Source organism: Halomonas sp. CnH100-B (assembly GCF_024124605.1).
In the GTDB taxonomy this organism is placed as follows: Bacteria; Pseudomonadota; Gammaproteobacteria; order Pseudomonadales; family Halomonadaceae; genus Vreelandella.
Genome location: NZ_JAMXRX010000002.1, coordinates 347272 through 359882, shown reverse-complemented (window position 1 = coordinate 359882; position 12611 = coordinate 347272). Strand labels below are relative to the sequence as shown.

10 protein-coding genes are annotated in these 12611 nt (G+C 58.1%); 4 read left to right on the top strand and 6 right to left on the bottom strand.

Features of this window, described 5'->3' with window-relative positions:
* The first annotated feature begins 81 nt into the window (after nt 1-81).
* The gene (locus NH398_RS05225) at nt 82-606 is read left to right on the top strand and encodes a helix-turn-helix domain-containing protein (protein ID WP_253017041.1); all 525 of its coding nucleotides are present in this window, start codon (nt 82-84) and stop codon (nt 604-606) included.
* A gap of 21 nt (nt 607-627) precedes the next feature.
* Here the strand turns inward: NH398_RS05225 and NH398_RS05220 are convergent, their stop codons facing one another.
* Entirely contained in the window at nt 628-1206 is a 579-nt protein-coding gene (locus NH398_RS05220; RefSeq protein WP_253017040.1) for a hypothetical protein, read from the bottom strand.
* 389 nt (nt 1207-1595) lie between these two features.
* Here NH398_RS05220 and dusA point away from each other — a divergent pair, with 389 nt between their 5' ends.
* The gene (dusA, locus tag NH398_RS05215; protein WP_253017038.1) at nt 1596-2612 is read left to right on the top strand and encodes a tRNA dihydrouridine(20/20a) synthase DusA; all 1017 of its coding nucleotides are present in this window, start codon (nt 1596-1598) and stop codon (nt 2610-2612) included.
* A gap of 93 nt (nt 2613-2705) precedes the next feature.
* Here dusA and NH398_RS05210 read toward each other — a convergent pair whose 3' ends face one another.
* Together NH398_RS05210 and NH398_RS05205 are read right to left on the bottom strand one after the other, a co-directional pair.
* Nucleotides 2706-4160, bottom strand: a complete 1455-nt coding sequence (locus tag NH398_RS05210; RefSeq protein ID WP_159341486.1) for a catalase — start codon at nt 4158-4160, stop codon at nt 2706-2708.
* 186 nt (nt 4161-4346) lie between these two features.
* Nucleotides 4347-5378: a succinylglutamate desuccinylase/aspartoacylase family protein gene (locus tag NH398_RS05205; RefSeq protein WP_159341485.1), complete on the bottom strand. Its 1032-nt coding sequence runs from the start codon at nt 5376-5378 to the stop codon at nt 4347-4349.
* A gap of 231 nt (nt 5379-5609) precedes the next feature.
* Between NH398_RS05205 and NH398_RS05200 the strand changes: the two genes are divergently transcribed.
* Together NH398_RS05200 and NH398_RS05195 are read left to right on the top strand one after the other, a co-directional pair.
* Nucleotides 5610-6221 (top strand): TetR family transcriptional regulator, encoded by a 612-nt coding sequence (locus NH398_RS05200; protein WP_062373572.1) that lies wholly within the window; start codon nt 5610-5612, stop codon nt 6219-6221.
* Between the two features lie 70 nt (nt 6222-6291).
* Entirely contained in the window at nt 6292-7218 is a 927-nt protein-coding gene (locus NH398_RS05195; RefSeq protein ID WP_253017036.1) for an alpha/beta hydrolase, read from the top strand.
* Nucleotides 7219-7230: 12 nt separating this feature from the next.
* Here NH398_RS05195 and NH398_RS05190 read toward each other — a convergent pair whose 3' ends face one another.
* The 3 genes from NH398_RS05190 to NH398_RS05180 all read right to left on the bottom strand — a co-directional run bounded on the left by NH398_RS05190 (nt 7231) and on the right by NH398_RS05180 (nt 12574).
* A complete protein-coding gene (locus tag NH398_RS05190; RefSeq protein WP_253017034.1) occupies nt 7231-7905 on the bottom strand; it encodes a hypothetical protein in 675 nt (224 codons plus the stop codon).
* A 215-nt stretch (nt 7906-8120) separates the two neighbouring features.
* Nucleotides 8121-11309, bottom strand: coding sequence for an efflux RND transporter permease subunit (locus NH398_RS05185; protein WP_253017032.1), 3189 nt, complete (start codon nt 11307-11309; stop codon nt 8121-8123).
* Nucleotides 11309-12574 (bottom strand): efflux RND transporter periplasmic adaptor subunit, encoded by a 1266-nt coding sequence (locus NH398_RS05180; RefSeq protein WP_253017030.1) that lies wholly within the window; start codon nt 12572-12574, stop codon nt 11309-11311. The genes NH398_RS05185 and NH398_RS05180 overlap by 1 nt, the downstream gene beginning before the upstream one ends.
* Nucleotides 12575-12611: the final 37 nt, after the last annotated feature.

Sequence of the window (12611 nt, the reverse complement as noted above, 5' to 3'; positions counted from 1 at the left end):
TTTCTCGATATGATCAGAGCGCCACCTTACGGGTGGAAGTACATTCAACGAGCTGATTTGGCTCATCGACAGGAAAATGAAATGGAATCGCTAGGCTCACGTATCAAGCAACTGCGGCTTAGGGCCAAGCTCAACAAAGCTGCCCTTGCACGTAAAGTTGGCGTGTCAGATGTCACCATTTCTTACTGGGAGTCTGGGGCGATCAAACAGATCGGCCACGAGCGCTTGGTCGCGCTGGCTGATGCCCTTGATTGTTCGCTGGCTACCCTGCTAGAAGGCGACAGTGCACCACAACTGTTAACCCTGAGCCATACGGGTCCCCTCCCCTGGGAACAGGTTCAGGCAACGACCATTACCGTACCGCATCATCTGCCGTTAAAGATCGACTGGAAAGCGCCTTGCGTGATGGCGACTCCTGGCAAAGACACGGATTTTTCACCCATTGCATCCGGTGATTTACTCCTGCTCGGCCCGACGCATGTGTTCCACAAAGCAGGCCATTACTTGGTACAACGTGATGACCGCTTCGTGATCGAACACTTTGCGAAAGCCCCCAGTGACACCTCTATCCATGCCGTGCTGTTGGCACACTGGTGTCCTGCCTAAAGCAACTACCTCCCCATCCCTTTAGTTGTCCTCAATCACCTCCACCTGGTCGCGTGTTCGTCTTGGTTCGTTGCCAATCAAGAAACGGCGCGAGTAGGTGGCTATCTGTCCTAACCCATGGCGGGATTGGCTCACTAGCTCTCCCGCCAAATATTCGCCTTCCGGCCCAATGCGTGCCTGTACGCTTTCCGGCTGAACGGTGGCTTCGCCTAGCTGTACCGTAACCAAGTAGCCGCCATCCGGGAGTCCGCTGCCCGAGCCAAACGGCCCCGCTTCGAATCGGCCGCCGTCAACCCGCGTCCGCGCCTGCCAGCGGACACGACTAAGCTCTCTTTCGACGATCACCTGCACTTGAGCGCTATCCGGCAAGTTGGTCTCTCCTTGCACCATGAGGCGACGATCCAGCCTTAACGATGCCGTGGTAGAGATCGCGACCTGCAGCGGCTCCATTGACTCAGTCGGTTGCTCTGGCTCCGATGCACGCTCCTCGGCAACCGAGGTCGGCTGTGACTGGGCCACCTCCTCTTCCGGCCCGCTGCAGCCGTTCAATAGCAGGGTGCCTACCAGCGCCACGCCAATACTACCGAGCGTTTTCCCCATAACGACTCCTCTTGTTAATGTTCCGCCCACGACAGCCCAAGGCATACTCTCACCATACCGCTTTCGACCGCAAAATACGCAAAGTGATGCAAGGGTTTATAAGAAGAACGATCTGCTGTGCCATTATTGATACTAGCCTTTTCACATCGCCCCCTTTGATAAGCCACGCATCATCGGGCGACACTGCCCTATTAACGTTTGAGCGGTACGCCCAGCTTTGTACTGTTCAGCCCTTCTTGCGTACAATTGCAAGCTAACGATACCCCTCCGACTACATAGCCACGGCGTACCACCTCTTTTCGTGACACGGCAAGAACGTTGACATTGGTACATGAGTGGTCCTCCGAGCAAGACATATAGACAGCATCCTACTGATGCAAGTGATTGATATGACGACACAACACCCAGCAAACGCGGCCCGCCGATTCTCCGTCGCCCCCATGATGGATTGGACGACCCGCGATTACCGCTCCTTCGCACGCACGCTCACCAAGCGGGCGCTGCTGTATACCGAGATGGTGACCACCGGGGCGGTGCTGCATGGTTCTCCCCGCGAGCGCTTTTTGGGATATAGCGAAGTGGAGCATCCCATTGCTTTGCAGTTGGGAGGCAGCGATGCGGGTGAGCTGGCAGAATGCGCGGCGATTGCGCAGGCGTGGGGCTATGATGAGGTCAACTTAAACGTTGGCTGCCCCAGTGACCGGGTGCAGAACAATATGATTGGCGCGTGCCTCATGGGCCACCCCGACAAAGTGGCCGCTGCGGTGAAGGCCATGCAGGCGGCGGTGTCGATTCCGGTCACGGTGAAGTGTCGTATTGGTATTGATGACCAGGATGAAGACGCGGATTTAGCGCGGTTTATTGATATTGTGGCCTCAGCGGGCTGTGAAGTGTTTACCGTGCACGCCCGCAAGGCATGGCTGCAGGGGCTGTCGCCGAAAGAGAATCGCGATATCCCACCGCTGAATTACCCCCGCGTGCATCGGCTAAAGCAGAGCCATCCTGAGCTGCATATTGGTATCAATGGCGGTATTAAAACCCTGGCGGATTGCCAAACACAGCTTGAACAGGTGGATAGCGTGATGGTGGGTCGTGAAGCGTACCAAAACCCATGGCTATTGACGGGTGTGGATGAGCAGCTCTTTGGCGAGCAGGGCCCTGCCCGTACACGTTTGGAAGCGGCCACGGCGTTTCGCCCGTATATACAGCAGCGGCTGGATGAAGGGGCCAAACTGAACCACATTACTCGGCATTTGTTGGGGCTTTTCCAGGGCTGCCCTGGCGGGCGTCGATTCCGTCGTCATCTCTCGGAGCACGCACATAAAGAGGGTGCTGGCTTACGCTTATTTGATGACGCGCTTGGCCTGGTTCGTGAGCCGGAGTTCGAAATGGAGGCTATTGAATAGAATACGACCGACCAGCCCGTGACCTGACGGCCAACGGGCTGGTGGTTTGGCTAACGCCCAGCGATGCTATCGCTGGGCGTTTTCTTTTGAGGGCTACTGCGCGCGAACGCCTTGCTCAATACGCTCGCCTACTTCTTGATCAATATTACGCCAGTACTCAAAGGCGCGCTCCAAGACTGGCTCAGTCACGCCACCGGAAAGATGCCCCACCACATTGGAAACCAAACGGTCGCGCTGGGCATCGTCCATCACCTCACGCACCAATGCGTGCGCTTGGCTCCAGTCATCGTCGTCTTTGCGCAGCGTATACGCGGCACGCACGAATTGCCCATCCGTCGACCACACCGCGTCTTCCGGATAGCGCTGTCCGTCGGCCTTGGGGCCGCCTTTGCTATTGGGCGTGTACACCGGGTCGGTGGCATGACGAATGCGCATCGCACCACCCTGACCGTAGCTATGCACGGGGCACTTGGGCGTATTGACCGGAATATGCTTGTAGTTCACCCCCAACCGCGCACGGTGAGCGTCGGCGTAGGAAATGGAGCGCGCTAACAGCATTTTATCCGGCGAAAGCCCGGTGCCCGGCACCATATTGTTGGGCTCGAACGCGGCCTGCTCGATCTCGCTATGGAAATCCGTGGGATTGCGGTCTAGCGTCAGCTTGCCCACTTCGATCAGCGGATAATCCTTATGCGACCACACTTTGGTAAGGTCGAAGGGGTTAACGCGGTAGGTCTTGGCATCCTCAAACGGCATGATCTGCATGTGCAGCGTCCAAGTCGGGTAGTCGCCGCGCTTGATCGCCTCGAACAGATCCCGGCGGTGGTAGTCCGCATCGCTACCGGCCATCTGGTCGGCCTGCTCTTGGGTCATGCACTTAATGCCCTGATCGGTTTTAAAGTGATACTTCACCCAAAACCGCTCACCTTCCTCGTTCACCCACATATAGGTGTGGCTGGAGTAGCCGTTCATATGTCGCCACGTGGCGGGCACACCGCGGTCGCCCATTAGCCACGCGACTTGGTGGGCAGATTCGGGCACCAACGTCCAGAAATCCCACTGCATATCGTGGTCCCGCAGGCCGTTATCTGCGCGGCGCTTTTGGGAGTGGATGAAGTGCTGGAACTTCATCGGGTCGCGCACGAAGAACACGGGGGTATTGTTACCCACCATGTCGAAGTTGCCTTCTTCGGTGTAGAACTTAATCGAGAAGCCACGAGGGTCGCGCCACGTGTCCGGGCTACCGCTCTCGCCTGCCACGGTGGAAAAACGGATCAGCACATCGGTCTTTGTGCCTGGCTGCAGGAAGGCCGCCTTGGTGTATTGGCTGACGTCGTGAGTGACTTCGAAGTGGCCAAACGCGCCGCTGCCTTTGGCGTGGGGCTGGCGGTCAGGAATCATTTCCCGGTTAAACGCCGCCATTTGCTCCATCAGGTAGTGATCGTGCATGACGATCGGGCCATCCGCGCCTACCGATAGCGAATGCTCATCGCTCGATACCGGAATACCTGCTTCATTGGTGGTGGGATGCTGGCTACCACTGCTCATTGCTCTTCCTCCTTGTCACGCTCGACATGGCACGGTCTGTACCACTGGAAAGCACCGCTCGTTGCTGCTTTTTTAACGTAAGCTAAGGCGGCACCCACACAGGTATAGTCAACAAGGCGGTATCGCGCCATCCATGGCGCTGGTTGCATGGCTATTAGCCTAATAGCATTTTCCTATCGAAGCGTATTAATACATTGCGTCTGGCGGAGGCGTTAGGCTGGATTGGAAACTCTCGATCGCCGTTTCGGCCTCTTCGATTTCGTCGAAGCGGGCGATGTGGTAGAGCGCTTCCCCTTCGTTGGCAAGCGGCAAGCGGCTCATGCCGATGACGATACCATCGGCCATGGAGCGTACTTCATCTTCGTCGTTACCGAACGGGTCCGCTACCTTGCCCAGCACTTCGCCCTTGGCCACCCGTGCCCCCAGGCGCACTTTGGGGCGCAGGATGCCGTCGATGGGCGCGCGTGCCCAGCTTGAGCCATTGGCCAGCTCAGCCGGGGCCGGTGCTCGGCGGCGCTGCTCGCCTGTCAGCATGCCCAACCGGCGCATAACGCGCAGAACGCCCTGTACGCCAGGGGCGATAGCCCACTCATCGAAGCGCAGCGCCTCACCCGCTTCATAGGTGAGCACCGGAATACCGCGGCTTTGGGCGTAGTGGCGCAGGCTGCCTTCGCGCAGTTCCGCGTTCAAAATGACCGGCGCGCCAAAAGCGTCGGCCATACGCTCGGTTTCGCTGCCCGCACTCAACTGTGCACGGATTTGAGGCAAGTTAGTGCGGTGAATGGCCCCCGTATGCAAATCGATGATATGGGTGGCATGATCGACGATCTCCTCCCGGAACAGCGCCGCAATGCGGCCACCCAGCGAGCCCTTTTCACTGCCCGGAAAGCAGCGGTTCAAATCCCGGCGGTCAGGGAGGTAGCGAGTCTGCTGAAGAAAGCCAAAGACATTCACCACCGGCACCGCAATTAGCGTACCGCGCAGACTATTGATCGCTTTCGAGCGCAGCAAGCGGCGGACGATCTCCACACCATTGATCTCATCGCCATGAATCCCGCCGCACACCAGCATCACCGGCCCCTCTTTGCGGCCGTGGACCACTTCGACCGGAATATGCAGCGGCGTATGGGTATACAGGCGCGCCACCGGCACGTCGATCTGTAAACGTTGTCCGGGCATCACAGTATGCCCAGCTAGAGAGAAAGGTGCTCGCGCCATTGCCATTCCTTACACGTACGTTGAGACAGAGCCTGACACGCCAAAACACGGTGCCTCAGGGTTTTAAAACAGCGTTTCTAAATCGATCTTATACGCTTTTCAGCATCAAGTAACGCGCTTGATAACCTACATTATCAACTTAACCCGCTATCCATACAGTTTTGAATGTAAAAAAGCCGTCACATCAGATAAAATAGTGCCATTCTGTGTTGATATTGAGGTAATGGTTTCATGGCAAGAAAAACCAAAGCGGAGGCTGCTGCAACTCGCGAAGCGCTGTTGGATGCTGCTGAAGAGGTGTTTTTCGCAAAAGGCGTTGCACGCACGTCGTTAGAGCAAATCGCTCGCCATGCTGGCCTTACCCGAGGCGCCGTTTATTGGCACTTTAAGAACAAAGGCGACCTGTTCATGGCCCTGGTGCAGCGAGTGCGCATGCCGTTCCAATCGCTGATGGAAGAGGTCAATAACGCCGACCCAACCGTATCGCCGCTCGATGCCATTCGTCTTGCCTGCCACGCTGGGTTGAACCGTTTGGAGCAGCCCTCCCACCAGCGCATCCTTTCCATTTTGCTGCATCGCTGTGAATTCTTTAGTGATATCAATCCCATCGAAATGCAGGACGAAATTGCGGAAGAGTGCTTCGACGAGATGCTCGTGGTGTTTCAGCTCGCCCAACAGCAACAGCTTTTACGCGACGATGTCACGCCGGAGGTGGCCACGCGGCTCATGCAGTCCACGCTGGGCGGCCTGTTCCACGACTGGCTGCGCAACCCGGATGCCTTTTCGCTTCGCGAACGAGGCGGCGAATTGATCGATGCCCTGATGGCCATGCTTCACCGCTGAGCTGACTCTTCCTATTGCGTTGCAGCATAGCGGACTATACTGAGCGTATCCGTTTTGACAGGTACCCCGTATGGATGCGTTAGAGTTTGTTCGCGTGCGCGAACTGGACATTGCCGTTCGCATCTGGAACCCAGATGCACCACGCACGTTGATCGCCTGGCACGGGCTTGCCCGTCACGGCGGCGACTTTGCTGCGCTGGCAAGAGAGCTGGGCAGTGAATGGCGAATCCTCGCGCCCGATACCCCCGGACGAGGGTTATCGAGCTGGTCGCTGTTTCCCGCTCACGACTATCTCTACAGCCACTACCTCACCATCGCGATCGCACTACTGGATCACTATCAGCTCGAACAGGTGGACTGGCTCGGCACGTCGATGGGCGGCCTGTTAGGGATACTGATCGCGGCTAACGAGCAGCATCGCGCGCGTATTTCACGGTTGATCCTCAACGACGTAGGGCCAGAATTGAACAAAGAGGGATTGATCGCTCTGTCGAGCTACTTTGGCGTGACGCATCGGTTCAACAACTTTGCCGACTTAAAAGCGGAACTCACCAAGCATTACGCTAGCTTCGGCATTACTCGCGACGAGGAGTGGCGAGAGCTTGCCCTTCATAGTGCCCGCCGCCTGCCCGATGGCAGTTGGACCTACCACTTCGACCCACGCATCGGCGAGCAGTTTATCCACGACACGCCCAGGGACACCTGGGCGGACTGGGCCAATATACGCTGCCCGATCATGGTGATTCGAGGGGAGACATCGACCCTGCTCGACGCCGAGACGCTTCCCAAGATGGCGGAGGCACAGCCTACGTTGACGACGTTGACCGCAGCGGGCTGTGGTCACGCGCCGATGCTCAATACGCCTGAGCAGGTCACGCCCATTCGCCACTTCCTCAACGAACCGGCACGTGCACATCGCGCAGCGGCCCCCAGCACCGCCGTTTCGTCCTCATTACTGAGTTGGCTGACGAAGCAGTGGCGGCGCTGGTTTCATTAACCCAAACAGAAGTCAGGTAGAGTAGCCGTTAGGGTGATGCTTGTGCTGCAAACGAAGCTTGTTGATACGCACGCGCGTGTCCAAGTAGTGCTGCTCTAAAACGCTTCGGTACGCACCCTCCTCAGCAAGATATTTCACCAGCACACGGCGCTCCCCTGGCTGCGGGCAGTCCCCGGCTTTGCAGTGCAATTTGACCGTACTGTTGGGCTCATTGAGCAGCGTAGCGCTGGCAGATTCATCGTTTTGGCGCTCTGCCACCACGACGGTAGCGCCCAGCAGGCAGCGACGTTTGAAGGGTTGATAACGGTGCAGCCCACGCTGCAACACATGGCATACAGCGGCGGCCATGGGAGAAGCCACCGCGAGCGCAGCCCACACCACCAGTACCCCCACCGGCACCCTAAGCATGCCCAGCGCCATCCAGCGCAGGGCCAGGAGCTCAACGGCAAGCGACAGCGCCCCGGCAAAGAGCACTAAGACGCTGAGCGCTAGCGTGGCGGGCACGCCAGCAAACCCTAGCGAGACGAGCGTGCTGGCCATGTGATCATCGCGCAAGCTGTCGTGTTCGAATAGCTCCAACGGCGCTAGCCGAATGAGCACCAGCAGCCAATAGAGCGCAATGAGCACTAATGAAAAGGTAAAAACGATGGTAGGAAACTGCAGAGCAGCAGAGATAAGCGTTTGCATGGCGTGTTCTCCTCTGAGCGCGTTGCCCAGTCTTGTTTTCGCCTGACCCAAGCTCTATTTATTGGCGTTTATTAGTACAAGCTGAAAACGCTGGTCACTACTAGCGTAGCTTATCTTAATCGCTTATGAAGCGGCAGATTTGCCCCACATCATAACGCTGGCAAAAAAACGGGCGCCCCGTAAAGGGGCGCCCGTGGTAGGCCTGGCCAGATAGGTTACGCCTTATCGTGGCCGAGCTCCGCTTGCTCTTGACGCTCCTGGTTCGGATGGCACTTGCGGTAGAGCCAATCCGATACTGCGGCAATCATGGCGTAGAAACTGGGAATGAACAGACTCCCCAGAATCGCTACGGATGCCATCCCCACGGCGACCGTGGTACCGATGTGGTGACTACTTACGTCACTGGCACCGGTCGCCAAGGCCAAGGGCAAGGTACCGAAGACAAACGCCAGCGACGTCATGACGATCGGACGGAAGCGCAGTTCTGCTGCGGTAATCGCCGCTTCGCGAATCGATTTACCCAGCTCTTTACGCTGCAGCTCGGCAAACTCGACGATCAGGATGGCGTTCTTCGCCGCCAGACCGACCACCACTAGCATGCCGATCTGCACATAGACACTGGTATCCAAACCACGCAGCACGATCCCCCCAATACCGCCAAGGAATGCGAAAGGCGTGGCGGTCAGTACCGCCAGCGGCAACGACCAGCTTTCGTACTGCGCCGCTAGGATCAGGAACACCATCAGGATACCGAACACGATCGCAAGCGTTGCCGTATTCCCCAGGTTGGATTCCTGATACGCCGTACCGGTCCAGCCCATGCCCCAGTTATCGCCCAGCGTCTCCTGCACCACTTCTTCCATGGCTTCGATGGCCTGAGCCGAGCTGTAGCCCGGTGCCGGGTTACCCTGGAACTGCGCCCCTGCGTAGACCCCAAACCGTGACACGACCGCAGGCCCCGTCTGGCGTTCGAGGGTGACGAACTCAGAGAGCGGGATACGCTCGCCATTACCGCCGCGCACGTAGACGTTGTTGACGTCTTCCGGCGTTTTACGGAACTCGTCTTCGTTCTGTAAGTACACCTGGAAGTTACGGTTTTGGTAGCTGAAGTAGTTCACAAACCCGTTACCAAAGGTGTTCGCCAGCGCCGAATTGATATTCTCAAGCGCGACGCCGTAGCTGAGCGCTTTTTGCTGGTCGATTTCTGCTCGGTAAGAGGGCACGTTTACGTTGAACGTCGTGAACACTCGGTTCAATACAGGGTGCTGGTTCGCAGCCTGCATGATTTGCAGCGAGGCTTCATACAATTCCCGAGTAGACGCCCCGTCGAACGACTGCAGGTAACCGGTGAAACCACCGGTGGTAGACAGTCCCATGATCGGCGGCACGTTGAAGGCCATCGCCGAACCGCCATCGATACTGGCACCCAGCTGCATGATGCGGCCAACCAGCTCATTGGCAGTGAGCTCACGCTCCGCCCATGGCTTCATGTTGATGAACATGATGCCGCGTGCGGTATTCACCGCGCTGGACAGAATGTCATAGCCCGCCACCGCAGAAGAGTACTCGACCCCTGGAATCGCTTCGATCTGCTCGCTCAGCTCCGCCATGTATGCCTGGGTACGGCTCAGCGAGGCAGCATCCGGCAAGGAGATACTCGCCAGCACGATCCCCTGGTCGGTCTCGGGCACCAGTGTCGAGGGCGTGTTGGCGTAGAGCCAATAGGAGCCCGCGCCCACTGCCACGGTGAGCGCCAACGCCAGCACCCAGAAGCGCACCAGCTTCTTGACGAACCACATGTACACGGCGGTAAAACCGGCAAAGAAGCGGTCGAACAGACGCAGTGGCGTGCTAATGGCACGCCTAAAGGCCGACTGCTTGGAATGGTGCAAGTTGTGCTTGATGAAGATCGCCGACAGGGCTGGGGTAAAGGTCAACGCCATCAACGCCGACAGCGCTACCGAAATGGCCACGGTGATCGCAAACTGCTGATAGATCTGCCCGGTAAACCCGCCCAGGAAAGCCACCGGCACGAAGACCGCCGCCATGATCAGTGACGTGGCGATAACCGGCCCGCCCACTTCCTTCATAGCGCGGATCGTCGCGTCACGAACGCTGATATCGTCCTCTTCGCTAATGACCCGCTCGACGTTCTCGACCACCAGTATCGCGTCATCCACCACGATACCTATCGACAACACCAACGCGAATAGCGTCAGCAGGTTGATTGAGAAATCGAATAGATAGAAGCCTGCGAAGGTACCGATCACCGATACCGGCACCACCGACATGGCGATGACGGTAAAGCGCCAGTTCTGCAGGAAGATAAACAGAATCACGATAACGATCAGGAATGCTTCGATGAACGTCTTGATGACCGTTTCGACCGAGGCATCGATGAACAGCGTCGTATCATACGGAGTTACGTACTCCAGGCCCGGCGGGAAACGCCCGGACAACTCCTCCATGGTAGCGCGCACCGCATCCGCGGTTTCCAGCGCGTTGGCCCCCGGCTGCTGGTTGATAATGATCGGCGTCATGGCATCGCCGTTCAAACGCGCATCGACACCATAAAAGGAGGCACCCAGCTCGATCCGTGCGACGTCTTCCAGACGCAGCGATGAGCCATCGGGGTTGGTACGCAGGAAGATTTCGCGGAAGTCGTCAGTGCTCGTGAGACGTCCACCGGCGGTAATCGTATAGGTATAGGCGCGCGGCTCGCTTTGTGGCGTAGCGGCCAAGTTACCGGCGGGGATTTCGGTGTTCTGAGCACGAATGGCACTGGCCACTTCGCTAGGCGTAAGGTCGTACTGCGCTAGCTTGTCAGGGTCCATCCAGATACGCATGGCAAACTCGCCACCGCCAAGTACCTCGGCATTACCCACCCCAGGCACTTGGCGCAGCTCATCGAGAATATTGAGCGTAGCGTAGTTCTGCATATAGATCTTGTCATAATCACCGCTCTGGGAGGTCAAGGCCACCAGCATCAGGATCGAGTCTGACCGCAGCTCGACGGTCACTCCCTGAGACTGGACGGCCTCGGGCAGCTGCGATAGTGCCCCCTGAACACGGTTATTGACGTTGATCGTATTGATGTCGCCATCCGTGCCGATGTTGAACGCCACGCTCAGGCTCATGGTGCCATTATCGGCGCTGTTGGAGGTCATGTAGAGCATGTCCTCGACGCCGTTAATCGCCTCGGCCAGCGGCGCAGCGACCGTCTGTGCCACGGTTTCGGCATCCGCCCCTGGGAACTGGGCCTGAACCGATACCGTGGGCGGCACCACGCTAGGGTACTGCTCGATCGGCAGCACTCGCATGGCCATCACACCTACCAGCGTGACGATAATTGCCAGTACCGTGGCAAAAATCGGGCGGCTGATAAAGAAGTTAGAGAAATTCATTATTGCGCGCCCTCTTCCCCTTCAGCAGCGGGTTGTGCGCCGTCGGCTTGTTGCATCGCGTCGGCGGCTTCCGCTTCTTCCTGGGCTTCTTCTTGCTCGGTCTCTTCCACGAGGTCAGCAGCGTCGCCACTAAACGACTGAGGGTCGATCACGACGCCCGCCTCCAAGCCAGCCGGATCGCCGACGACAACGCGGTCACCTGGCTCCAAGCCATCGCGGATGATTTGCCAGGGGCCTGCGACTTCGCCTAACTGAACGGTGCGTTCGCGAGCTTTGTTCTCGTCATCCAGCACGTAGACCAGCGGGCCCATCAGACCTTGGGTCACGGCAATTTCCGGCACGGCCAGTACGTCGAAGCGTTTCAAACCTTCGATGCGCACGCGTACGAATTGGCCGGGCAGTACCGCGCCATCGGGATTGGCAAAGGTCGCCGAGGCCTGCACGGTGCTGGTGCCGGTATCCACGCGGGAGCCGAGGAAGTCCAAACGACCTTCCAGCTCGCTGCCTTCACTACCATCCAGCCCAGGCACCTGTAGGCGAGCGGTGATTTGGGAAGCATCACCGTCGTTGCCAAGCTGACGACGCAGCTCGAAGGCATCCCGCTGGGGCAGTTGGAAGCGCACTTCCAGCGGATCCAGCGGCGTGATCGTGGCGAGCTCGGTGCCCGAATTCACCAGGTTACCGACGTTGATCTGGCTCAAGCTGATCATGCCGGACACCGGTGCCGTCACGTTGGAGTAGCCTAAATCCAGATTGGCGCTGGTCAGCGCCGCTTCCGCCTGGGCCACGTTGGCTTGCGCCACGCGCTGCTCGGCAAGCGCTTGGTCGTACTGCTGGCGGCTAACGGAGTTTTGGCTCAGCAACTGCTCGAAACGCTGAGCATCCCGCTGGGCACGTGCCAGCTCGGCGCGAGCGCTTTGCAGGTCGGCTTCACGCTGGTTGACGGTCGCCTGATAAAGGTCAGGCTCGATGGTATAAAGCCGGTCGCCCTGCTCCACCATTTGGCCCGGCTCGAAGTGGCGCTCTTCCAGAAACCCGCTCACCCGCGCCACCAGCGTCACTTCGCTGTCGCTGCGTAGCAGCGAGGGGTAGGATTTATCCAGCGGTATGTCTTGACGCGCTATCTCAGCGACTTCCACCGGGTGGGGCGGCGCTTCCTGCTGGCTTTGCTGCTCTTGTGGCTGCTCCTGACCACATGCCGTGAGCGCTAACGCGGCGATCAGCGTCACTAGACTCGCTCTACCTGAGTGAATCACTCTTTTCATGCGTCGATTTCCCATTCATTTTTCTAAACATTGACCG